Origin of the sequence: Psychrobacter aquaticus CMS 56 (assembly GCF_000471625.1) — a bacterium.
In the GTDB taxonomy this organism is placed as follows: domain Bacteria; phylum Pseudomonadota; class Gammaproteobacteria; order Pseudomonadales; family Moraxellaceae; genus Psychrobacter; species Psychrobacter aquaticus.
Genome location: NZ_AUSW01000035.1, coordinates 336,525 through 362,691, shown reverse-complemented (window position 1 = coordinate 362,691; position 26,167 = coordinate 336,525). Strand labels below are relative to the sequence as shown.

General features: G+C 45.1%; 15 protein-coding genes. 6 read left to right on the top strand and 9 right to left on the bottom strand.

Annotated elements, in window-relative coordinates:
- Window positions 1-73: 73 nt before the first annotated feature.
- The 4 genes from prpC to M917_RS13220 form a co-directional block, all read right to left on the bottom strand.
- Entirely contained in the window at window positions 74-1,216 is a 1,143-nt protein-coding gene (gene prpC, locus M917_RS13235) for a bifunctional 2-methylcitrate synthase/citrate synthase (RefSeq protein WP_021815389.1), read from the bottom strand.
- A 60-nt stretch (window positions 1,217-1,276) separates the two neighbouring features.
- Window positions 1,277-2,170 (bottom strand): methylisocitrate lyase, encoded by an 894-nt coding sequence (prpB, locus tag M917_RS13230; RefSeq protein WP_021815388.1) that lies wholly within the window; start codon window positions 2,168-2,170, stop codon window positions 1,277-1,279.
- 380 nt (window positions 2,171-2,550) lie between these two features.
- Complete coding sequence (locus M917_RS13225; protein WP_021815387.1) at window positions 2,551-3,822, bottom strand: NRAMP family divalent metal transporter; 1,272 nt, start codon at window positions 3,820-3,822, stop codon at window positions 2,551-2,553.
- Window positions 3,823-4,101: 279 nt separating this feature from the next.
- Window positions 4,102-5,115, bottom strand: coding sequence for a LysR family transcriptional regulator (locus M917_RS13220; protein WP_021815386.1), 1,014 nt, complete (start codon window positions 5,113-5,115; stop codon window positions 4,102-4,104).
- 292 nt (window positions 5,116-5,407) lie between these two features.
- Between M917_RS13220 and M917_RS13215 the strand changes: the two genes are divergently transcribed.
- The gene (locus M917_RS13215) at window positions 5,408-6,376 is read left to right on the top strand and encodes a hypothetical protein (protein ID WP_021815384.1); all 969 of its coding nucleotides are present in this window, start codon (window positions 5,408-5,410) and stop codon (window positions 6,374-6,376) included.
- 123 nt (window positions 6,377-6,499) lie between these two features.
- Here the strand turns inward: M917_RS13215 and M917_RS13210 are convergent, their stop codons facing one another.
- The 3 genes from M917_RS13210 to M917_RS13200 form a co-directional block, all read right to left on the bottom strand.
- Entirely contained in the window at window positions 6,500-7,627 is a 1,128-nt protein-coding gene (locus M917_RS13210) for a zinc-binding dehydrogenase (RefSeq protein WP_021815383.1), read from the bottom strand.
- 44 nt (window positions 7,628-7,671) lie between these two features.
- Window positions 7,672-8,349: a glutathione S-transferase family protein gene (locus tag M917_RS13205; protein WP_021815382.1), complete on the bottom strand. Its 678-nt coding sequence runs from the start codon at window positions 8,347-8,349 to the stop codon at window positions 7,672-7,674.
- A gap of 483 nt (window positions 8,350-8,832) precedes the next feature.
- Window positions 8,833-9,321: a hypothetical protein gene (locus tag M917_RS13200; protein WP_021815381.1), complete on the bottom strand. Its 489-nt coding sequence runs from the start codon at window positions 9,319-9,321 to the stop codon at window positions 8,833-8,835.
- Window positions 9,322-9,481: 160 nt separating this feature from the next.
- Between M917_RS13200 and M917_RS13195 the strand changes: the two genes are divergently transcribed.
- A complete protein-coding gene (locus M917_RS13195; protein ID WP_021815379.1) occupies window positions 9,482-10,147 on the top strand; it encodes a hypothetical protein in 666 nt (221 codons plus the stop codon).
- A 117-nt stretch (window positions 10,148-10,264) separates the two neighbouring features.
- On the opposite strand, the gene M917_RS13190 is transcribed toward M917_RS13195, so the two are convergent.
- Window positions 10,265-11,020 (bottom strand): M90 family metallopeptidase, encoded by a 756-nt coding sequence (locus M917_RS13190; RefSeq protein WP_021815378.1) that lies wholly within the window; start codon window positions 11,018-11,020, stop codon window positions 10,265-10,267.
- Window positions 11,021-11,088: 68 nt separating this feature from the next.
- Entirely contained in the window at window positions 11,089-12,081 is a 993-nt protein-coding gene (rhuM, locus tag M917_RS13185) for a RhuM family protein (protein ID WP_021815377.1), read from the bottom strand.
- A gap of 761 nt (window positions 12,082-12,842) precedes the next feature.
- Here rhuM and M917_RS13180 point away from each other — a divergent pair.
- The 4 genes from M917_RS13180 to M917_RS13165 are packed head-to-tail and all read left to right on the top strand — an operon-like array spanning window position 12,843 to window position 26,166.
- Complete coding sequence (locus M917_RS13180; RefSeq protein ID WP_021815376.1) at window positions 12,843-16,223, top strand: BRCT domain-containing protein; 3,381 nt, start codon at window positions 12,843-12,845, stop codon at window positions 16,221-16,223.
- Between the two features lie 32 nt (window positions 16,224-16,255).
- Entirely contained in the window at window positions 16,256-17,128 is an 873-nt protein-coding gene (locus M917_RS13175; protein ID WP_021815375.1) for a hypothetical protein, read from the top strand.
- Window positions 17,025-24,014: a HEAT repeat domain-containing protein gene (locus M917_RS13170; protein WP_084606263.1), complete on the top strand. Its 6,990-nt coding sequence runs from the start codon at window positions 17,025-17,027 to the stop codon at window positions 24,012-24,014. Before M917_RS13175 ends, M917_RS13170 begins: the two co-directional genes overlap by 104 nt.
- Complete coding sequence (locus M917_RS13165; RefSeq protein WP_021815373.1) at window positions 24,004-26,166, top strand: hypothetical protein; 2,163 nt, start codon at window positions 24,004-24,006, stop codon at window positions 26,164-26,166. The genes M917_RS13170 and M917_RS13165 overlap by 11 nt, the downstream gene beginning before the upstream one ends.
- The last annotated feature ends 1 nt before the right edge of the window (window position 26,167 follow it).

The window sequence follows — 26,167 nt, the reverse complement described above, 5'->3', positions numbered from 1 at the left end:
ATATAAAATTCAATTTTGCTAAAAAAATTAAGCTAATGGTAGGATGCGCATGGCACATCCTACAAACTAAATTCTATTTAATATTAACTTGACGCGCACTCATCTCTGGCACAGCACGCAATTCTTCACCGATATATTCCGCACTTGGGCGAATGATACGGTTGTTGGCACGTTGCTCAAACACGTGTGATGCCCAACCAGTCAAGCGCGAACACACAAAAATTGGCGTGAACAGTTTGGTTGGAATACCCATGAAGTGATAGGCCGATGCATGGAAAAAGTCAGCATTACAGAACAGTTTTTTCTCACGCCACATGACTTCTTCACAGCGTACTGAGACAGGGTATAGCACGGTATCGCCAACGTCAGCGGCCAATTTTTCAGCCCATTCTTTGATGACCACGTTACGCGGATCTGATTCACTATAGATAGCGTGACCAAAGCCCATAATTTTGTCTTTACGTGCCAGCATCGCCATCATCTCGGTTTCAGCTTCATCCGCTGAGCCAAAGCCTTCAATCATATCCATCGCCGCCTCATTCGCGCCGCCATGCAAGTGACCACGCAGTGAGCCAATCGCGCCTGTGATACAAGAATGGATATCAGACAGCGTAGACGCACACACGCGAGCGGTGAAAGTTGAGGCGTTAAACTCATGCTCAGCATACAAGATAAGGGAGACGTTCATGACCTTGGTGTGTAGCTCGTTTGGCTTTTCACCTTTTAGCAGATGTAAGAAATGACCGCCAATGGTTTCATCGTCTGTTTCTGTCTCGATACGCACGTTGTCATGGGTAAAGCGATACCAGTAGTTGATAATGGATGGGAACACCGCCAACATGCGATCGGTTTGATCATTTTGCTCGGCAAAGTCTGTCTCGGTCTCAAGGTTACCAAGCATCGAGCAGCCCGTACGTAATACGTCCATGGGATGGGCGCTGGCAGGAATACGCTCAAGCACGTCTTTGAGCGCTTGAGGCAGACCCCGCAGGGTTTTTAGCTTGGCTTGATAAGCATCAAGCTCACTTTGCGTTGGCAAGTTGCCATAAAGTAGCAAGTAGGCCACTTCCTCAAAAATGCATTTGTCCGCCAGCTCCGACACGTCATAACCGCGATAAGTCAGACCAGAGCCTGATTTTCCGACGGTTGAGAGTGCGGTTTTACCAGCGACTTGTCCACGAAGACCTGCGCCTGAAAGTTCTTTCTGTGCTGCCATGATTAAAATCCTTTTATTGGTGGCTTTTTTAGAGGTTGGTTAAAGTGAAGTGAGAAATACTTATTTGTTATCGGCAAACAATTTGTCTAGCGTTTGCTCAAACTCATGATAGTTTAAGAAGTCATATAGCTCCATACGGGTCTGCATGGTATCAACGACTTTTTCTTGCGTGCCATCATTTATTAAATGCTGATAGACATTCAATGCTGCTTTGTTCATTGCCCGAAACGCTGACAATGGGTACAGCACCATATCGACACCCACGCCATATAATTGCTCGGTGGTATATAAATCGGTTTGACCAAACTCAGTCATATTGGCTAACACGGGAATATCTAATACTTCTGTAAACTTGCGATACATCTCGATATCGGTTAAGGCTTCGGCAAAGATCATATCAGCGCCTGCCTCAGCAAAGGCAACAGCGCGCTCAACAGCGGCATCTAGTCCTTCAACGGATAAGGCATCAGTACGTGCCATTACCACAAAATCAGGGTCAGTTTTGGCATCTAGCGCGGCTTTTAGACGATCGACCATCTCTGAGATACTGACGATTTCTTTATTAGGGCGATGACCACAGCGTTTTTGTGAGACTTGGTCTTCGATATGTACCGCCGCCACGCCTGCCTTTTCCATTTTTCTGATGGTTTGAGCAATATTAAAAGCGCCACCAAAGCCTGTATCGATATCGACCAGTAACGGCGTGTCTACGGCATCGGTAATGCGACGTGCATCTTCTAAGACATTATCCAAACTGGTCATACCTAGGTCAGGCAGGCCAAATGAGGCATTGGCGACGCCTGCACCAGAGAGATATAGTGCTTGGTGACCGACTTGCGTTGCCATCATCGCGGTATAGGCGTTAATCGCGCCCGCAATTTGTAGCGGTTGATTGTTATCGTTTTTTTGTTTCAGGGCACTGCGAAAGCGAGCACCAGCCGTTGCTAAAGTCATGTCGTAATCCTTACATGGAGGGGTGATTATTCTCGTTATTGTCATCGATTATACGCAATTATCAATCATTGCAAAGCAACGTTTCATTATCAATAATTAGTATTATTTAATTTATTTTTAATTAATATTAATATTATTTGATAATTGAATAGTGCTATCCAATTATCAATGATTCGTAAGAGCCAGTATTCAAATTGCTAAAACGATAAAGGTATTAGGCATGTATTTTTTTACATTTATTTACAAATATAAAGGGTAAGTGGTTGCCCATTGTTATTATCTTTTAGGCAGAAAAAAGCCCTTGTAGCGAGGCGACAAAGGCTTTTTTTATTTGAAGGAAGACAGTTTATTTCAGCAGCGTATTATTTAAACAAACACATTTAACCAAATAGACCGGCAAGATTGGCTAGGAATAATAATGCAAAACCTGTCAAGAAGATTAAACCCGCGATAGACAAGGCATTCATACCAACGGACAGTTTTTTATGGCTTTTGACCAATGTGTAGTTCAACCAACCAAAGATAGGAGCGGACACAAATGCTGATACCATCGCAAACTTCAACATAGCGCCTAATTGACCCGTAAAGAAGGTGATAATCACCAAACCGCCACCGATGGCATAAGTCGTCCAAAAAGCGATTTGTTTTTTATTGATCTCGCTCTCACCTTTGAGCAAACGCCAGCACTCAGCGTTGGCGCGGCCATAACCGTCCGCACAAGTGATGGTGGTGCCAAACATACACATAAAGGCGACGAAGGCGACCAGCAATCTCGACCATTCACCAATGGTCGCGGTGTACATGTTAATCAGCTGATTAACATACGCGCCGCCCACCAGCTCAATCTCTTGACCTGAGCCATACTGAACAAACACACCGAGCGCCAAGAAAAACAACGCCAAAATTGCGGAAACCAAGTAACCAACGTTGAAATCAAGTAAGCCCTGACGGTGCGTGGTGTGATCGGCTTTAACCTTGGCCGACGTCCACATAGAGGTAATCGCGGCAAACTCAAGTGGCGCTGGCATCCAGCCCATCAGTGCCACGATGAATCCTAATGTGGCGAGATTCCAAGGCGAGGCGGCAACAAAGTCCACTGCCATGACGGTTGGCTTGCCAGCAGCAATAACCACTGCGGCCACCGTGGCTGCTGTCAGGGCGATCATAATCCACTTGGTCACGCCATCGAGCAGCTTATAATGTCCCGCAATCAGAAAAAACCACGACACAACCACGATGATTAAGGACAGAGTTATCGTCGATAAGGCAAGGGAGGTAGGTAACATAAAGCCCAATATCACCGCAGCAAGCAGCGATACGGCACCTGTACTAATGACGGCTGATAGTATAGATAGAATGAAATAGACCCACAGATAAACCTTTGAGCGTTTGGCATAACCTGCAATCAAACTCTCGCCTGTATCGTAGACGTAGTCGGTGGCAAAACGAAAAAACGGATATTTAAAAACGTTGGCCAAAATAATCATAATCGCCAACTGCCAACCATAGATGGCACCGGCCTGCGTTGAGGAAATCAAGTGCGAGCCACCGATAGCAGCAGTGGCCATCAAAATACCTGGACCAAAGATGCGCCAACTAAAGCCTTCCTGGCTGGTAGCGCTATCAAGGTTCTGTGTTCGTTGTGTGGTCATAAATACCTCAAATTATATCAAGCGACAGCCTATCACTGACCAGTGATAGGCTGTCTGCCACTAGAATAATAGGTTAAGAAACAAGAGAATAAATAAACAAAACAGAAACGTTTAGCAGCGACTTTAGCACACCTATAATGAGACAAGATAATCATTATTTTGCGTACTTAAGCCAATAAATCATTATGAATCGAATTATTGTTTATAAATTATTAACAATTACTATCTATTAGCGCTATTAATTTGATAATGGCTGTCAATATTTAGATATGCTGATTGTTAAGTAAATTGCTGACGCCGATAGGTAATCCCGCGCTGCTCATACACATGATAGATAGCAGTGAGCAGATCGGGTATTTTTGGATGGACAAAGTCTTTTAAGGTATGCAAATAAATAGGGGAGGTGACGTTTTCATGCACCAAGCGTTGATAACTGATTTGTTCGGTACGCACGGTTTGAAGGCTGGCAGGGACCAGCGTAATTCCTTCGCCAGCTGCCACCAAGCCGAGCGCTACTTGTAAGTCACTCACTGTCGTGGTCATAAATGGTGAAATACCGTATTGTGCAAACAAATGCAATAAGGGTTCAGTGATAGGTGCGCTAAACGATACAGGCTCGTTGGTTACACGGTGGCTGTTTGTATGCGTGGCCAGTTTATCGCTTGTTGGCTGTGCTTGTGTCACAGCAGCCGATATGGGCAAATGGGTTTGGTGATATAAAATCAAGCGATTGTTCGCCAAATCTATCAAGCGCTGCTCACGTACATGAGCTAGCGGATGGGATTTTGGCAATGCCACAACGTAACGCTCATGGCGAAGCAATATTTGCTGAATCCAAGGGTCTTGATGAGCAAAGCGCCCAAAACCAATATCTATCTCACCAGATTTGAGCGCATCCATTTGTTGATAGGAGCTGATGTCTTTGAGAGTGACGTCAATATTGGGGCTGGCTTGCTTTAACATGGCAATGATTTCAGGCAGCAAACCATAAAGCACTGAGGGTACAAAGCCTATATTTAGCGCGCTGCTTGGTGCTGATAACCGCTGAGCCATGCTGGTGACGGTATCAATCTCTGTCAATATGGTACTGATTTTGTCGTAAAAAAACGCGCCAGCCTCGGTCAGATGCAGCGGTCTGTGATAACGGTCAATCAATTCTACTCCCATTTCTGTCTCAAGCTGCTTAAGCAAACGACTCAGACTGGGCTGTGATAACCCTGTCTTGGTTGCAGCCGCGCTAAAACTGCGCAAATCTGCAATGGCAATAAACGCATTCAGCTGTTTTAAATCCATGTTTTTTGCCTATATTTTACAAATACTGATACGATAAAATAAATTGTGCTTGAAGATAATGAGACGAGCAATTATATTGTTTGCCAACAGCATTGTTACAATGGTTACATTTTAGCAAGAAACATCATCATACCATTGCCAAAATTTTGAGTCGTCAAGAAATCCTATATCAGTATTGTTTTTGATAGGTTACATGAGTTTGACACTGCAAATCATATTTTTTTGGGATAGGTATCACGTCATTTTGGCAATCATTTAAGGCCAGTCCCATACACTGGTTTGGTATCATCCTATGAGCGACAAAAAAAACGACTTTGAAACGGATTTTGAGGAAAAATGGGCTGAAATTTCCAGTAAAAAATCACGCAATGTTACTAACAATAACATCTACGAACGCTTTATCAGTCGTGTTCAGAATGAGGATGGCAATAATAGTGAGACTGATGATGTCGAACCGTTAGAAAATGCTAAAAACTCATCTGCCTTGAATTCATCTGCTTTTGAGCCTTTGAGTGCAAACGAGCTTGAGTTGTTCTCAGGTCAAGACACGGGTAGAGAAGTAGGGCTGGAGGCAACAGATGCGCCCTTTGATTTTTTAGCTCAAGAAACACAGGTAAGTAGAGACTTATTACCAGATGCACACATATCATCGCAAGACAGTCATTTAAATGAACCTTCATTTAATATTGGATCTGATGGCAGTTATGGCGCTCCTACCAATAAAACCACTGGGCTAGCTGATACTAAAGAAAATACTTACATACCAGACAGTGCTAGCGTGATTTCTCAAGAGTCACCAATACAGTCAGCCGTCAAAGAATCAATACCATCACAAGATAAGCTCGCGAGTAGCAAAAAACCACTCATCATTGGTATGATTTTTGGCTCATTATTGATTGTTATTATTGTCGTAACGCTTATTTTTACTGGTATTTTATCAACTTCAACAGAGAAAGCTGTTCCTGCGGCGACTGAACCTGCCAGTCCGGTCATTACTAGTACAGCGCAGCCAACGAGTACGATAGACAATCCGATTTCTGTTGATGCCAGCTCTACCGATAACTTGGCAGTAGAGGCGCAACAGGGCAATATTAGCGCAACCAATCAGGATCAGAATGCTGTCACTAATAACGTGGTAGTAGTAGAAATGCCTAAAACTGCGCCTGCCATCGCTGACGAATCGAATACTGAGGCAGCCATCACTTACGAGGATTTTAGACAAGAGTCACAGAGCACCTTGTACCGAGAAACCGATGACTAGCGTAAAGAACTACACATCGCCTTTTGCCATATGCTCTTCAAAAGAGAGTCGCATATGGAAAAAGCAGACATCACACTCGATGTCTGCTTTTTTTATTTCAAAACGGCTTTTTTTAACTCATTATCATCTCTGAGGCGTAATCAAATACTTCTCACCAGTCGCTTGTTTGCCATAAGCAGCAATTGACTGTAACTGCAACGCTTCTTGCAGTGTGACTTCATGCGTATAACTGCTGGCAAATATAGTGGTGATTTCTTCTGCCACGCGTTTGCGCATCGATGCGACCGTCTCGGTGCCGAGCTTGCCAAGTACATTGAACAATAAGAACCCATTAACACCCCACGCAAAACCAAAGTTACGGTTCAGCGTAATAGGGCCACGGTCTAATGCACCATAAATATACGCTTGTTTAAACGTGTTTGAGCCATAAACGCTGTATTCTTCCACATCACGAGTGATGGCTGCTTCCATACAGTTCAGAATATCGCTGGTCAATTGACCACCGCCAATAGGGTCGAATGAAATAGTGGCACCTGTTTCGGCAATCGCTGCCGTTAAATCTCCAATGAACGCATCACTGCTTGAATTAACCACATATTTTGCGCCCATATCACGTAATAATTTTTCTTGTTCTTCTTTACGCACGATATTGATCAAATCAATACCATCGGCCATACAGATGCGGTTGAGCATTTGACCGAGGCTAGACGCTGCTGCCGCATGGATGATGGCCTTGTGACTTTCAGCACGCATGGTTTCGACCATCGCTAATGCGGTAAGTGGATTTACAAAAGACGAGGCGGCTTCTTTAGCCGTTGTACCTTCTTTTAATTCTAGGCAGTTTCTTACATTGACGCAGTGATATTGACGATAGGTTCCGCCGCCAATCACAGCCACCATTTTACCCATTAATGCTTCTGCTGCGGGCGATGAGCCTGCTGCTACCACCGTGCCAGCGCCTTCGTTGCCCACAGGCGTGTTCTTATTCACACGCGTTTTGAGTGCTGGCATGACTTTGGCAGGAACATCAGCCGTAATAATAGGGTTTTGATCAGTGCCTGATTGTACAGCAGTTGACATATCAGCCGCGCTAAACATTACCCCAAAATCAGATGGGTTCAACGGTGCCGCTTCAATGCGGACGACGACTTCGTCAGCACCAGGCTGCGGCATCCCGATATCTTGTAAGCTAAGTGTTAGTTTGTTGTCGTCACTGATGGTTGAAACCAGTTGGATATTTTTATCGGTCATAATTTTTTGCTCCAGCGAATGATGAGATATGTGGCACACTTACATTATTTAGACTGCGTTGCTTGTATCTGAGCTTTCACATGCGTCATAAATTTGGGCATACTTGCTACGCGATCTGCTTCTATCTTCTGGCCAATGTCAGATTGTCTCATAGTCTTACTCCATTCTTTCATACCTGGTATCTCTGCCAACACATCCCAGTCAAGCTGGGTCGAGCCAACGACGTTGACAATAGCGTTGACATAATGAACATAAATGTCAGCCATCGTGAACTCTTTACCTGCGATCCAAGGTGAAAAATGGCATAAGCGATTTAAAGCAGGAATGCCACGGGCGAGCACTTGACGTACTTCTTGTTTGAGGGCATCAGGCGCATCGGTGCCTGAAAAAACATAAGAAATCAGGCGACGACTTGGCAATTCAAAATAAAGCTCTGCTATTTTCATAATTTGACGCACAGCTGCACGCTCTGTAGCCGATTCAGGATACAGCGGTATGGCAGGGTAGGTCTCTTCAATGAAGTCGCAAATGACACTCGACTCTGACAGACTAATGCCGTCAGCCGCTGTAATAGCAGGCACTTTGCCCATTGGGCTGACAGCAAGTAGCTCATCGCTACCAGTAAATATAAGGTTTTCTTGAAATGGGATTTCTTTATATAACAGAGTATGTTTTATTATGTTGTAATAGTTGCTCGCAGCAAAACCGTGTAAAGTAATCATAAGTTATTTTTCTATTGTTAATGTGTGGGTTGTTTTTATTAGCGAAGCTTAAGCTAAACATATTATCGCCGTTTTTAATAGAGCAATATATAGCAGAAACCATGACTCACCATTACCTTTAAAACCATAGTAAAGCCAAAACACTTAACGATTGATACTGATATGTTAGTAATTGAGTATTTATTGAAGGGAGGTGATATTGAATCAGGCGCGTAAAATAAGTATCTCGGTAAATTTATCAAAACAAAGAGTGATGAAATCGCTAGCGCGTCACCGAATTTTTTGGAAATGGAAAGCTATAGCGTACCGTACAAAGCCATAGACTTTTAGTTAAAAGAATAAAATTAACCAGCCAATGTTAATTAGGATATAACATCGTAAAACAAACCTTATTTAACATAATATACATTATGCGAAAACAAACCAACGGGTTTGGAGGTTGAGTCATATCCATTCATATTGCTTAATTATATTGGCTTTCTGCTAACGACACGTTTCTAGCAAATGCTTTCGTAAAGATCTACCATCGTTATCCAAAATTACATCTGCCACTTGGCAATCAGCCTTACCATCAGAATCACTACACGACAACTCATAATAGATCTGGCTACCTTTTGCCAAGCTTACCTGAACCAATCCTTGCTCAGTTACCGCAAACTGTTTGTCTTGTTCGTAATCAGGATCTTGCGAGTTCCATAACACATCGTAACCCACATGACAGGACATTTGCGTTTGATCAAAATAATCTCGCTCAGCTTGCATAGCCGCTTGTAATTCAGTATTAGCATATTGCTGCAATACCGTAGGATTATCCATACCTTCATTATCGATATCTTGCTGATACATTTTGGTAATGGTGGCTATTTTCATCGCAGTCATCGTTGGTGCCGGCGCTATACTATCCGCCATGACCGGATAAGTAGCGACTAGTCCCATTGTCAATAACAGCGTCAGTGAGTGATATATCGTCATGGCGTTCTCTACGAGCCTAAATCATATGAGGATCATGACCTATTACATCATACCCATATGCTGACTCTGCTGTATTATCGTATCATTCAGGTTTATCAATTAAAAACCCTATATATTCACAATAATGATTATATCGCCAACCGTTGCGATAAGGATACTTATGACGACATTATCTACACTCAAAGCCCATTCCTTTAAATTGGCTACTGGCGGATTTTTGTCTTTTTTATTGGTGGCAACAGGTTGTCAGTCTTTTGCTAAGCCTAACGCGACTATTTTCAATCCAGCCAAGGTAAACTCATCAACAGCCGTTGTCTCTGATATGAGTCAACAAGCCCTTAGACAACAAGCGTTACGTATCCAGCGTACGCTCGCTAATAAAGACTATGCCAGTATCACCAATGACATTCATCCAACGCGTGGCGTTCGTTTATCAATGTATGCTTATGTGCGGCCTGAAACAGACAAAGTTTTTAGTCGTGAACAATATGCTCAATACTTGCAACAGTCAAAAATCCGCTTCACATGGGGCGAAAAAGACGGTACTGGTGACCTTTTAATCGAGCCATTACCTACCTACTTGGACACTTGGGTAAATGCTAAAAAGTTCAATAACGCGAGTATAGGCATTAATGACTTTAAAAATAATGGCAACTCTATCAATAATTTAAAGAAAATATATCAAAATTCAGATGTGGTTGAGTTTTATTATGCAGGAACTGAGCAATATTCGGGTATGGATTGGCGAGTGCTGCGTCTGGTATTTGATGAGTATCAAGGCAAGCGCTATTTAGTCGCCATTATTAATGACCCATGGACAGTTTGATTAAAAGTATAAACCGTTGATTTTTTATTAAAAAAGGGCAACACATTGCATGTGACGCACCGCCCTTTTCTATTGATTGTCACTGTATTATATTCAATAAATGATATATTCCGAGTTTTATGACTTTGTCTCAAGTGGCGTTTGCCGAAAAAACTTAACCATAATGTTATAAATATCAGGATATGCGTCCACCAGCTTTTGCGGTGTCTCAAAAAACACCTCGCTAAGCACCGCAAAGAACTCTGCTGGATTGGTTGCACCATAACGATCAAGTCCTGACTTGCGATGGGTTTGGAAGTCTTCAAAATCACGGCTCATTACCTCAGTCCACCTAGCGGGATCCATATCTGGTTGCAGCGGCGGAAAGCCATTGGCGCGACCATTAAGCATATCAAGTTTATGCACAAACTCATGAATCACGACATTATGCCCGTCGCGCTCGCCTGAGTGCTTGGCATCTTTCCATGACAGAATGACGGGACCACGCTGCCATGCTTCACCGCTACGGTGTTGCTGACCCTCGTGGACAATGCCGAATTCATCTACGGTAGTACTGTCGCTCTTATATGAACCGTTATAAATGATGACCGACGACCAGCCAGCATACCACTCAAGGCTGAGGTTTAAAATGGGCAGGCACGCTTGTAAGGCGATGGACTGCCTAACAGCGTCAGTAATCTCAAAACCTTGAGCGCCAGTGATCGACTTATCATCCAAAAATAAGGTTGCTAAATCAAATAGGCGGCTTAGCTCGTCTTGATCCAATCTATCAAGTATGACAATACGCTCAGCCGCTTGCGTCCAGTCTTCCGCGGTAAATGGGCTGTTGTCCAATATACGCTGATCGCGCCAGTCTTTTATGATGCTGAACATGTTGGATTTCCTCTATTTTTAGTTTTCAATATACGTCTTTTATTATTACTAAGGTTAAATATTGCCTATCAAACCTCCAGCGACAACATGTTCATAATCAATTTAATTAACGTCTCTTTTTGATTCGGGTCAGACTCAGCGACCAGCAACGTTAATGCGGCAAGCCCCGTATTATTAATAACCATTTCACCTTGCTCATTAAACAGTCGATTATTACGATGTAAAAAATCTACAAACAAAAAAGCACCACTGCGCTTATTGCCATCAACGAAAGGATGATTTTTCACCATAAAATACAATAAATGCGCCGCTTTACTCTCAATCGTTGGATAAGCAGGCTCGCCAAACACCGTTTGCTCTAAATTACCAAGCACACTACTCAAGCCATCGCCACGAGGCTTGGCAAATAGCGCCGTCGCCTCGCCTCTGTCTATTAATTGCAATTTTAAATCATTGAGCGCTGTCATCGCTTCAGTCGGACTGGGTAATACGCCGCCCTCCTGTCCTGCTGGATCATCTAACAGACCTTCATCATAGCGTTGCAACCATAAAAATGTCTGTGTATAGCGACTGATTATTTCAATTAAGCCGCGTCCTTCATCCGTGTTCAGCTCAGGACTTTGGGCAGTTTTTTTGATTAAGTTTAACGCTTGCTGTAATTCGGCAGAGTTTTTATCAAAGCGCTGTTGGTTAAGCGTATATCCTTGCACCAAGTATTCACGTAAGCGCTGGGTTGCCCACCGTCTAAACTGTACACCTTGCGGCGATTTAATACGGTAACCTACCGAAATAACCACATCCAAGTCATAAAAAGTCACGGGTCGATCAGCATTTGCAATATGCATTTTTTGCATATTGCTTTTTTCAAATACTTCTTCATCGCTCATAGCGTTGGCAATATGACGTGAGATAACGGACTGATCACGACCAAACAATTCGGTCATTTGTGCTTGCGACAGCCAAACCGTCTCTTGTTCAAAACGTACGTCTACTTGTGCTTTCCCATCCGCACTCTCGTATATCTCAATTTTTGAGTTCTCACTATTTTCAGTCGCTTTCATTTATGTGACCTCTACTCATACATAAATCATATTTATCAATTGCTGCTAATAGCTAATAACATGAATTACTCAGCAATGGGTGCTCAGAATCCACTTATAGACTACCTTATAATAAGCCCAGGCCCTTTAACTAACTAAATCTTATTTTTACGCATTTTATCGCCTATTTTTTCAGTAAATTTACCATAACAGAGGCAATAAAAAACCCAAGTCAGTACATATACTGATTTGGGTTTGGTTTAACGTCTTGAATGCCATCATTACGATGTCTCATTCGGTGTTGTGTAATCTACCTCATAACCTGGTACATGGAAGACTCACTGGACTGCACCTAGATAACACCTCTAGTGCATTAGCTCAACCACGATTGCGTGGTTGCGCCAGCGAGCTAATGACACTAGAGGTGTTATCTAGGTATTAGCAGGACTGAAACAGTCTTCCTTGGGTAAAATGTAATGGCTTGACTCGTGGACGACGCAGCATCGTCCTTCACCAAGAATGGCGAAACGCTAAATCTCACAACGTCCCTATTTTGCCTGAATCTCAATTAGGCTGTCAATCAATCTTTGTTTAATAATTACAGTTTTTGATACGCATGCGTCATATAGTGTCGCACAATTATGTTTGTTTGCTTGAGCGTCATTCAGTGTCGTGTTTCTATTTTTTGATTGACAAAAGTTCTTGATATTTATTCTCAAATAGGCTTTTATATGCTTACAAAATAACATTCGCTGACACCATTATTATTAAGGCAAACCTCTATGAGCCTTTCATTCAAAAAAATCCAGCATGCTTGGCAGGTACAAGACCCAAGCTTGGTCGAAAAGCTTTGTTTATTAGCTCAGCAGCCCGATCCGTTACCTGAGTCGCCGATACCAGGTGACGAGCTGACATTTGAGCGATTTTTAAATAAGGTAATGAGTTATTCGTTCCGTGAGCAGCACCCTGAGGTACAGTTTGCAGAGCGCGTGGCTATGATTGCAACTTTAGAGGCAGATGAAGGCACATACTCCCTTCCTGATCGCTACAAAATCTACTTGATCTTAATCGCGCTTTGGGAAGAAAAAAGTGCTTATTCACGGGCTATTTTAAAGCAAGCGATTAACGAGCTGCTCTTAAGTTATGGCGTTTGGAAAGGGTTAAAGTATATTTATAAAGTGGCAGAATATGAGCAAGATTATGAGGTTTTTGCGTCTATTGCTGCCAAAATTGATTTGCATCGTTTTGACAAAAGCGCACGAGACCCTGTCAGTCTTGCCACCAAAACCTATATGAGCCTCAGATCATGGCGCTATCTGCGTAAACTTGGGCAACAGATGCCTACTGGCTATATCGACGCAGCCGTCTCTGTACTTGCCAGCTATGATGAAGCCATGACAGTCGGCCAGCCGCCGCAGCTTAATAGCTGGGTGCTCAATCATATTTGTTTTCATAATTCGATTGATTATGGTGTCAATCGCTTTCATAGCCATACACCACGCAAATTATTTGATAGCAAGGGCCGCGCTTTTAAAGAAGCGTGGCAACGTGATACTGCACCACTTATCAGACTGCTGGCCACGGCTAAAAATGAAGCCATACGGCAGTTTGCGACTGACAGCTTAAAGCATGATTTTAAGATTCAGCTGCGTGATGTCAGCTGCCAAACCATTCAATACCTATCTGCAGGCTATGCACACAGTCAGGCACGCGATGAGACGATTGTATGGCTGATTGAGCAATCCCCGAATTTTGAGAAATCTAAATTTATGACACTTGGATTACATGAAGTGGTGCTCAAGTTATTACATTCAAAATATCCTGCCGCCTATCAGTATGCCATCGATTATGCTAAAAGCTATGCCCAAGCACTGCCATTATCTGAGCTGATGCTACTGGCAATCTCAGATTGCGAGCCGGTTCGTGGCTTTGCAATCAATGTTATTTTAAGTCGCAATCCTGTCACTGATGTCGGGGTATCAGGTTGGGGGCAACTACTAGATACGATTTATCACCATCGTATTGCGGCCGAGCAACTTAGTAAACACTTCACACGTCGTGATCTGACTGCTGAATGGTTTTTTGCGCGACTGACCAGCAATCAGCGCTACAGCACACGCTTTGCCGTACGCAGAATGCCTGAGTTATATAGCGCGCATGAGCTTGGCAGTGACTATTTTATTCGTTTAGCAGTACAGCTGGACACCTCTGATAATAATGACAGTGCGTTGCTGTGCATGGAGTTTTTGCTGCAAGAACTCAAACGCCTTGATTTAAGCCATATCGATAGCACAATTTGGCAATATTTATTGCTGCATCCACTGGCGCAAGAGACAATCATTGATTGGATTAATGAAGATATTTTATCAGCAGCCAAGATGGACATGAGTTATTGGCATACCCTCGCCTATGAACCTGATTGGCATAGCAGTAGTGAGGTGGTGCAGCTCAAAACCTCTCCTTATCTCACCAATTATAGCCATGGTCATGATGACATAAATCATCATTTGAACTCAGATACGGTCAAACAATGGCAAAAAAACTTAGCCTTTGATGACTATTTGGCAGATACCGTACGTGGCTGGCTCGCTGATGTGCGAAGGTTTGCGCCAACGCAATTGACATTTGATTGGCTAATGACACTTGCACGCAGCGAGCAGACAGCCTACCGCGAATTTGCGATTGAGCGTATCAATAAAGGCTTTCTACCTGCTGATTTTTTAGTTAATCAGAACACACTCTCAGAAGAAAACATAAACCAAGAAGTACACATCGCTGTCGCTGATACTGAGGTTGATTTGGCTGGTCAACGCTATTTGTTCACTGGGAAAATGCAAAGCATGAGCCGTGGCGACGCTGAAAAACTGGTCAAAGCCGCCAATGGCGCTATCAGTAGTGCCGTTAATAATAAACTGGACTATCTAGTGATTGGCGATGAAGGCTCGCCTCTGTATGGTGCAGGTCGAAAAGGCAGCAAGCAACTCAAGGCCGAAGAGTTGATCACCGCAGGAGCAACACTCAAGATTATCTCCGAAACCGCGTTTTTGCAGATGCTGACCGGACAATCGCGCGCAGTATCCGAAGACGACACCATGGCAGGTTCTGAAGTATTGTGGGCAATGGCGGTTGATGACCCTACTGCTCCCATCAGTGAGCTTGCTATCCATTATTTGAGCCATCACCATGAACAGATTTGCATGGCATTGACGGACAGACCTGTCGATCCGGATGCCATTATTCCTGCTTCTTTTTTTAGTGCGGAACGCGTCATTCCTTTATTACAAAGCAGTCAGCAAGCGCTACGCAACTTTGGACTTTTATTGACAGAGTATGAACTGGCAAGATGGTCCCCGACTCCGACGTTGTGGCTGATTATGGCAGAGTCTCCTTATACAGAGGTCACGCAGTTATTACAGCGAGCACTATTGGCAGCCCCATCTGTTAGCAATCGCGCTTATCATGTGTCTGCAGAAAAATTAAACGAGACCATGCTCAACACATTCATTGGCAGCAAAAAACGACGGGCGCGACAACTGGGCATGACATTATTACAGCGTCATCGCCAATTTCAGAACCCACAGGCGCTTTATATACTCAGTCAAAGCACTGATCGTGAAGTACGCTATGCAGCGGTGACCATGCTTTGGCAACATTATAAGACGCGCCATGTCTCACCACATTGGCAGCCAGCCGATCAATACTATAAATCTCAAGCTGATGACGTTGACACAAAAAACACAAGCCACGCCCAGCCAAGTGATTGGTCCACCAATCCCCCTGCCGATTTAAATCAGTTATTAATGCTCCTAAAACGTGGACTGTTTGAGTTGCCACCAGGACGACTGAGCAACTCACAAGGCGACAATCGCGTAAGCACGCAAAAGCATGAATCAAGCCGTTACTCACAGCGCACTGATAAAACACACGTGGCGACAGACCAAAAGCAAACTGTCTCGCCCAAACCCATACCTGCCAGCCAAGCAAAATTGGCCTTGATTGAGACGTTCCGTGATGTGGGATTGGCCGATGAGCATTTTGCTGCACTGATAATGCCTTCCTTATTCACCTTTACCCATTCAGCAGGCAAGATGGAGCGTCATGCATGTTTGGTCGCGGTCACGCGCTTATTGCACCGCTACCCCAATCTGTCCATGCATTTGTAGCCTATAGCCGCCATTTCAACTGAGATCAGATCATGAACACAACCACATTGCCCTATTGGGGTCATATCATAGGCTTGGTCAGCAGACAGCCTGATACTGAGCACGTATCAAAAAACACAAAGTCATCAGCGTTACCAAGCACGCAAGGTCGCAGTTTATTTATCACCCACCAGTCATTAGGCACTGACGGTAATAATATGGCTACTAACAATGCAACCTTGTATCGACTCGATAATATGGGTGCACAAGTAAGCTTATCAACAACAGCTTTACCTTGTGCGATGGATGCCATTATTACTACTGCCAATGACAGTATCATCATGCTCGGCTGTAACGGTCATTTATATGAGACTGACTGGCAGGCAGAGGTTATCAATCAAATCAGTACTGATTCGTTACTCACAGTTATTACTGATACGGCAAATAATACCAAAGACGCAGCGTCTGCATATTTGCCAGCAGATAAATCCCCACAAGCCATTGCTATGAGCACGCTGCATCAAGCTGTCATCGTGCTATATCCTCACCATATTGTCATTTGTCCGTTTTTTGGTAACGCCTCTTCACAATCGTCAGCGCAAGTAGGAGCGACAGGTGCAAGAATTATTGTACAGCCTTATTCTGACAATCAGCCACAGCGCGCCACCGCCCTTGCTACCTCAAGCGATGGTAAATGGTTGGTGGTAGGAGATGATCTGGGTATCGTCAGCAGTTATCAATGGATAAATAGCGATGATAATACGAATACCAACGCTCAGTTGATACAAAGTAGCAGTAAGCCACTACACCAAGGCCGCGTCAATGCCTTATGTTTTGAGCCTATCAGTCATTATTTTTTTTCGGTCAGGTACAGACAAGCATCTTTATCGCACCCATGTACAAGGGGAGCTACAGGCGATAGATAGAGCCAAGTCCAGCCATCATGGTCAAATGATCACCGCGCTTTGTGTTTCAGATACACGCCTATTTAGTAGTGCAGATGATGGCAGTATTAAGTCATGGGCATTTGAGAAAGGTCAACCAAGCACTTGCAAGGAAGACATTGGTAAAACGCAGCGACTGGCATATACAAGCTATGCAGAAAAACCTGCGCTACTTGCCGTTGGTACGGATCAAAGTTTGCGTTTTTTACCCATTGATGAAGAGCAAAACGGTAAGCTGCTGACGGTCGCCCATGTCATTAAAGACGGTTATCATCGCATTCAGCAGCTACTAACCGACAGCAGCAATAATAGTGAAGCGGCATTTTTAGACGGTATCGCACTGCTTGAATCACAAGTCGATCATCAGACCCTCAAGCTGATTGAACGCATTCTGGCAGATCGCAGCAATGGCTTGAGCGCCAGCCGTGCATTACAGCTGGTGCAATGGCTGGCAGGTACAGAACTTGCGGCGCGTTTACCGATACTTGAGGAACAACTCGGTTCAGCACGCAGCAGCAGTGTCCGCCTTGCAGCATTTGATGGGTTAGCAGCGGCTACCGCTGATACCAGTAGCTTGCACACCTTGCCAGCCTATTTAGAGTATGCCCTTAGTCGCACTAATGAAGATGTCATTAGTGCAGCGCTACAAGGCTATCTAAAAATTGCCATTGGTGACGTGGACAGACAACGCCGTGTTTTACCGATTTTGCAGGGTGCGTTGTCGCACTCTATGCTACCCATTCGCCGCCAAGCCTTAGCAGCACTTGAGTATTTACTACCAGACGCCAGCCCAAAAGCGGATTTTATGGCTTTGGACAGCCGCTATCCTGATACCATTCAGACAGGACTGATTCGGCTATATCAGCGTGGCTTATTAGACCACCCAGAAGTGGCGCGCCAGTTGATGTTGCTACAAGGTCATCATCAAACTGACGTTAGACAAACTGCCTTTTATACCGCTTTACTGGCGCAGCCTGAGCTTATTACTGCCTTAAAGCACCAAGCTAATGCTCAAAATGATACACAACTGCTGCGCACCCTAACTGACTTTGATGATTTTCGCTTATTGCGTGGTACGGTCTTTGATAACTTAAAAATTGATAAGCGTACGACAGATCATTATGAGCTATTAAATACCAAGATAGGTACACGTCTTGAGCATCAAAACAACAGCCAAAATACGGATAATAACAACGTCACTGAAAATGCACCTAATAGCCAAGCTGTTAGCCTTGCCCTAAGTACGCAAGATTTTGTCACGCAAACAGAGCAAACACCTGCGAAAAAAGTAAAAGAAGTATCAAAAAATACACCTAACGCGGCCGTATTGACACGTCCCATACTCAGCAACTCCTGCCTTGATCCGCTGTTACAAAATCTGAGCAACCGCCACGACGACATCAGTTTTCGCGCCGCCTATGCACTCGCCTGTTTACAGGATAAACGCGCATTTGGCACCTTAATACGTTTTATGCATCATGATAATGATGCGTTCGTTCGTACAGGGGTCGCGGCAGCGCTCGGCCATCTACAGATCGCCGACGGTCAAGCCATTTTGCCTACCTTGCTTGACGATGCCGATGCTGGCGTACGCCAAGTAGCCATGAGTGCCTTGGGCAAGTTGGTGAATGATGACTTATCTTGGGTAGCGTTTGGTTTTGCTTCAACGCATCAAGACATTCATGAGCGCGCGCTTGCGATATTGTTAACGCAAGTACTTAATAACAAAAAAAAGTCCGTTGACTCACCCAGCATGAGCGCGATATTAGAGCAGGCACTGAATAATCCCTTTACTAGCATCCGTCTCGAGGTGGTTAAAGTACTGCTTAATCGAGCACTTGAACGCGCCTCCAAAACCGCCATCATCAGTATGATTGAAAAGCTACAGCACAGTCTGTTTGAAGACGTGCATCAAGTAGCACTAGAAGAATGGCAGCGATTGCTATTACAAAATCCATCAAAAACGGGTGAGAATCCAGACGATGTAGACATTAATCAATCCGTACTGACCTTACTGCTTGCAGATACCTTTGCCAATATTCGTAAGCAAGCCTTTGATACCGCGCTTAAAAACAGCAAGCGATTGGGATTCACCAATCTGCTACTGACCGCGCTTGCCAGCCCTCATCTCGATACCAAACGTTTGGCGCTTAATCATTTACAAGCCAAAGCCAGTAAACAGCAGCTACGTGCGCTAATGCCTGCCTTAATGGCGTTATTGGCAGACAATAGTATAGATTTGCGCCAACAGGCATTAGAGGTCGCTTTAACCCTAACCGACAGCGGTGTGTTATCCAATCACAGCTCAGATGATGCTGCAAATGACAATAATATCAGTTTGGTCGATTATGAGGCGTTACTTAACGCAGGATTAAATAGCCCTTACCCTGATATTCAGCTGACCGTTGCCAAATTGCTGGCAAGTCAAGCCAGTAGCTACCCCGAGCCCATAAAAGCACAGTACGAAACAAAAGCTTATGAGGTATTTACACAGTACCTGAACAAAGATATGCCCATATCCACGGGCAAAAGTAAAAACAACGACGATTACCAGCAGTGGCATCAGCATATCACCGAAGCGCTGACTGGTTTGGCCGCACTCTCTGATCCAAAAAACCATAACGCCTTGGACTGGTATGCACGCTATCTACACCATTCTGATGCCGATTTTAAAGGGCTTGCACCTAAGCTTATGTACATTACCACGGCTCAAGATGCCGAGTTACTGGCCACATGGCAAAAAGATGAACGCCCCCTCGTCCGTCAATCCGCCAGTTTGGCCTTGGCGGTTTGGGGCGATGGTCGCGGGCAGCACTTTTTTAACAATACCGCGAGTAATGGTGCGCGTACCAGTGACAGCCATAATGATAGCTTGCGCCATCTTGTCGAGCCTATGAGTCCTATTCAGTGGCTGCAAGCACGATCGGGTTTGGGTATTACTCAAGCTCAGCAACTGCACGTGTTATTTGACAACCAATCTTATGCGCCTGCTGCCGGATTATTGCTGATATTTGATGCCTTAGCAGCGCCGCTTACCCGACCTAAGCGCTTAATAGAAGCGCTTAGCTTTGCAGATAATGATACCGCCGTTGTGTATGCTCATATTTTGGCGCGCTTTGGTCTACCTATGATGTCCAATTGGCAATATCTCAGTGAACACCTTACTTTAAAGATTGGCAATATTTTGTCTGCGCACCCAACCGTTTTGACGATGCTATCAGAGACCAGCGGCGTAAACGCGTGTAACACTATTGACGCGCGTGCCAGCATATTCAGTACTGTGGATATCAACAGCTTACAGCAGCTTGCATATTTGACTCAGCACGAGCAGCCCTTAATACGCGCTCACGCAGTGCAGGTGTTGTGCAATTTATCGAATCTATTGACGCTACGACCTTATGACCAAGAGGCACAAGTGCTTACCGCCCTACAAACGTGGCAGCGCAGCATCAATGCCTTACTTCAGCGTCATCACTGCCCAAAGCATATCGATGATCTTAACCAAATAAGTGCGAGCAACACAGCTACTGACTATGATTATCAAACACTGGCTTTTGGTGCATGGCTTGGTGTTATTCGTGAAAGCGAGGATAATCACAGCAGCACAGAGCAAGCCATTCGCGGGCTCATGTGGCTTACTACGCAGCCTGTAGTATCAAACACGGTATCAGCCAGCATATCAGACGACGACTATCAACCTGCGGTGATGGAGGCGACGGACTGGTCAGACAGTGTCAGTCGTGTGCTGTTGCCCCTATTGCACCGCCATCATATTGAGACACGTGAGCTGGTTTGGGACTGCTTGTCTCAGCTGCCCATACCTGCATCAAGACTGGCAGAACATGCAATGAGCGCGCCTTATCGCGATATGGTCAAGCGCGGTTTGCACTGTCTAATTGGTAGCCTAGAGACTGAATCGACCGTGATTGACAACAAAGATGACGCCAGCAATCAACAACTGAGCAATTTGCTAACCACCAATCATGAGCTCTTGGCAGAAGAGACTTACCAGCTACTAAAAGAGCGTCTGGGTCATTTGCCAGCCAGCTTAATGGCGCTGAAAACCGAGAGCCTGCCACTCTTGCGACAACTGGTTAGTGAGTGGCGTCAGGTCACAACGCGCACCTCTAACAAAGCCGCCCTAGCAGCCAACGCCTCTGAGCAAATATTATCAGAGCAAGCATTGCGCCAAGACAAGTTGACCTTTTTATTACAAGCGCGCCATTGTCATGATTGGCAAACACGCTATCAAACCTTTATGCAGCTCATCGATTTTGATGAGGTATTATTTGCTGATACAAGGTTTAGCGATACTCTGCTGATTGACGATTTATTTGTCTTTTTAGTGGACAGTACGAGCAAGCATGAGCAAGGTCAAGTACTCTCTCTCATCACTCAAGCATTGCAATCTTATCAGCGTATTAGAGCGGCGCAGATTGAGAATTTTGATAAAAATGCGATCGAGCAAGTCGCTCAGACGACTTACAGTCAACTGCTTGCTTTACTGGACAACTCATCGATCAGGCTGTCAAACGCGGACGTATACAGGTGTATTGCCGCGCTTCGCGATACGAATTTGGCCGCGCCACTACGGCAACGCTTGCAACAGTTGTTTGAGCATCCGGAGAGCGACGCACCTCAAGAGCGCCAGCAGCTGTTTGACGTATTAGTGATGATAAGTGGCTATGATCAACCCATTGACGATTATCTGAGTGAGCATAAAGACTTACGCTGGCTGCAACGCCAGCACCCAAGAGACCTTGAAGCGCTATTGTCCTTATTTACTTTATTACTTCGCTATGCCGACTACGCACATGCCGCCCAGCTGTTCAGATCATTGGCTTGGATGCCTGCCGTGAGCATGCCAGATGATGCTGAGGATAGAAATGATATCGCGGGGCGTATCGATAATGTTTTGGCACTATCTTATGACCAGCTACCCGACAAATATGTTCAAAACCTGATCAAAGCGGTCTCTTACCGTGTTAAAAAACGTGAAAACAATGCAAGTATACTAAAAAGCATACTCAAAAAAGCGCTGTCACATAAAGAGGCACAAGTACCGTTTTTGGCAGCAGAGGGCTTGGCACACTGCGGCAATAGCGAAGGATTGAGCACCTTAATGGCCAGTATTGACTACCATGCCGATGGTAGTGTTCGCCGCCGTAGCGTACTTGCCATCGGCGAGATGATGCGCGTTAAGCCAGCAGACATGCCAGCACAGTCGCCTTTAAGCCAAACGACTGAGACGACAGCTGCGCTATATAAGGCTTATGATAAGTTGATCAAACTGGCAGAAGAGAATGAGCACTATTTACAAGATGTGGCTTGTGAAGCCTTGGGACATATCGCTCATGGTGGCCACTTTGAATACAGTGCGCAGATTTTTGCATTATTAAAATCGCAGTTATCAGACCCTGAATTGCAGCCTTATAATCCTGCGATCACTCATTGGCTAAATGGGCTACGTTGGCTAAACACAGCCGCCGCTTGGGCAGAGATTCGTCGCTATATACAGCGTCAGTTGTCTGAGCAATTACCGTTTGCACCGCAGCAACATGCCATCTCGCTACTAGCGCATCACGACAGTGAGGCGAGCAAGGCGTTACTGATAGATATTCTTAGCCAACATACCAATCATGAAGCGATACTGGAAGCCGCTTATACGGCCGCGCAAAACCTGTGGGGTGACCGTACTGATCACATTTATCCATACGATTGGGCCGCAATACAAAACATCCATGAAGATTTTGCTGCCAGCTTAGCAACGCTTAGTTTAAAACGTATTGTCAAGCATAGCAGCATTGATACGCTTGCACCATTTATCACTCAGTATAGCCACCAACTGCCCACGCAGACGTGTATCACCCTACAAAACGCCTTACTGGCGAAACCTGAGATGAGTCCGTCACAATTGGGCAGTTTGATTGATAGCTCTGATGCGCAGATACAGCATTTGGGACTGCGCTATTTAACACAGTACCCTAGCCAGTATTTCGATACGCAGATGCAAGCCGCCTGCAAACGCTATCTGACAGCCGCACAGCACAAATGGCAATCCTTACTTGATAGCGTCACCGCGCAATCAGCGATGATGAGTCATACTGCATGGCTAAATGATGTGCAGCAGGTGATGAACACTATCACCACGCTGTTATGGCTCATTTGTCGCTACACCGCACCCAGTGATTCAGTGTTTGAGTGGTTAGCTTCGCAACTGTCATCACCTGTCATCAGTAGCGTCACCACGCTTGCCACTGCGGTCAATCAGTATTGGCAGCAAGCCTTATTGGGGCTACTGGCACGGCAAGAAAACGACGATCATCTGCTTATTGAGCTGATGCCAATCTTGACGACCATAGCAAATGCCCAGATAGTACAACTGGCGGCAGACAATAGAGCCCTACTGTCTACCTTGCTTGAGCGTCTCAGTTTGCAAGGCGATCAATCGGTCAAACTAAATGAAACAAAAACACTGCCTACCGACACGCCTCAAACAAACCTAAACCAGCAGCTACTGGTATGGATAAAAGCAAAAGACGCCGCCGCGCTATATCACTGTGCGCAGGGCAACAACGTTGATACGTCAATACAGGTAGGTGCCATCGAAGCACTCGGACAGCTGCACGACCCCAAGATTGGCACGTGGCTTGAGTCTCTAATAAATACAATTGCTAGTGCTGACCACCATACTGACGTTGAGCTGAAAAAACTGGCTTACAAAGTTTTGCGGCGCTGGCAACGGGGTATGGAACGTGCGCAGCAAAAACGCCCACAAGCGCCAAATATAGAGGTGCTGAAGGCCGCTCATACAAAGCGGACAGCCAAGCAACAGAATCAGGTCGAAGGACATCATTATGACCAATAATCTAGTAGAAAACACAATCGAGCAAAATGCAGATAGCACGCCAGCAGACCATGTTAATAGTGCTAATGGCATGATGATGCAGCTACAGTATGCCGCGCCCAGCCATGTGAGCTTATCTGAGAATAATCAATCTGATCACACCCAACATGTGGCGCTGTTTACACAGATGCATCGCGATGCAGTCAGTTTTCATGGCAGAGTCAAAGATCCGCTTGTGTTTCGAGACAGCTTGCTCGCCTTATTTGACGTGGTCAGTAGCGATTACCGCTATGTACCAAAAGATCGCGCCGCTTATACAGTTTTTAGGCAAATGCGCCGTGCCAGTCGCAACAAAAACTTGTTTTCTGCCCAGCGTGATTATTTCACGTGGTTATTTAATAACGATCCTCTCGCCTTTTGTATCCTTGACCCTATCATTCAAGTGCATCAAGAGGGTGTCAGCTTTGAGGTGTTTAGCCGTGATGAAGGCTGCTATGCGCAGTTGACTTTGCAGCGTGATTTGTTTGAAATGGACTCTGATACGGTGCTAGGTACCACCAGTATCGACTACAGCAGCGCCTTGTTTGACGGTATAGAGCAGATTCGTGATCATCAGACGACCACGTTAGATATTGGTCAAGAGGCTGTGCGTTTGCAACGATCAGAATCCTCAGAGACAGATGACGGCGAACCTGAAGACAAAAATGAAGTCATCGAAAAACGCATCAATGTGCCCAAAAGCTGGATACGGGCATTATTGCAAGTACAGTCAGCAGGTCAGCTGGCCAAAGAGCGTATTGATCTCGACCCTATTGCTTTGTACAACGTGTTGTTTGAGCTGCGCATGCATGCCGATATCAAGGGTAAGCGCCGCGGCTTATTAATCGAGCTGATACCGCAGCAGCTACCCGTGATAATTTTAGAGCCATTTGACATCGCCGTCACCAGCCAAGTGAGTCGCCAGCAAACCCCGTATCAAGGACAAAAATCCAAGCTCATTCGCTTGTGGGGTCGCCGTCGTCTGAGTTTGTTAAAGCGCTTGTTACCGCATACTGATACCGTTAGTGTGTCGTTGCTTGGACAAGGTATGCCAAGCTACTGGACGCTCACAGGTAAAGGATTTCATTTTACCTTTGCCATGACAGGCTTTAGCCAAGCTAATTGGTCGCAGTCACTAAATTTTGATTTACTATTGCCCAAACGTCCGCAGTACAATGTGCTTGATAGTGATTATAAAGAAAACAATAACGTATTGCCGTTGATGCAAGCACTGGCCGAACAGCCAAGCGGTATTGATGCTTTGAGCGAGCGTTTAAGTACGCAAGACAACCCCATTACAACCAGTTATGTACGCCAGCAGCTGCTATCAGGTGCGCAGCAGGGTTTGATTCGCTATGATATTGCCAATCAATCTTATTACTATCGTCCGCTGACGCAAACGCCGCTAGAGATGGCGCAGTTTGCACATCATAACGAGGCAGAGAAACAGGCCTTTGACTTAGTGAGCCGCGAAGATAGCGTACAAAATCTCAGCGTGCAAACCGTGGTGACGCAAGGCGTATCCATCAGCGCAGATATTCAGGTTAAGGAAGATCGCCGCACCTATCGCAGCCAGTTGCAACTGGGCGAGGATGGCTTGGTCAGCCGTGCCGAGTGCAGCTGTCCGCAGTACTTGCAGCATCGCCTCAGCCAAGGTGTATGCGCGCATCTTATTGCTCTACGCTTGAGCTACCATCAGTACGACCACACGCAAACAAACAGCTGGCATGACACGCGCACACTCAGCAAACGTGTTCCCAAGCATCATCAAAAATCACAGAAAGCAGCACCATACCCAGCGCAAAACGTATTTAAGACGAAACAGCAATCAGCCAACAATGCTGCTCGATCAACGCTGTCCGCCAATGACATATTGGATTTATCGGCTCTTGCACAAGGTTTGACGCCAATTGACACGGATGCAAGGCAGACGACACGTAAACATACTGGGCACACTATCAGTTATGTGCATTTGACTTGCGACCATAAAAAAGTGCTGATCGAACATATTATGGATAATGACAGTACGCGCCAGCAGTTCGTATTTAACCAACCTGCCCAAGCACACGCCGCATTTTTACAACACATTGCCAGATTTGAAGCTCAAGGCTTTATCGAAAATAAAGGGGTATGAT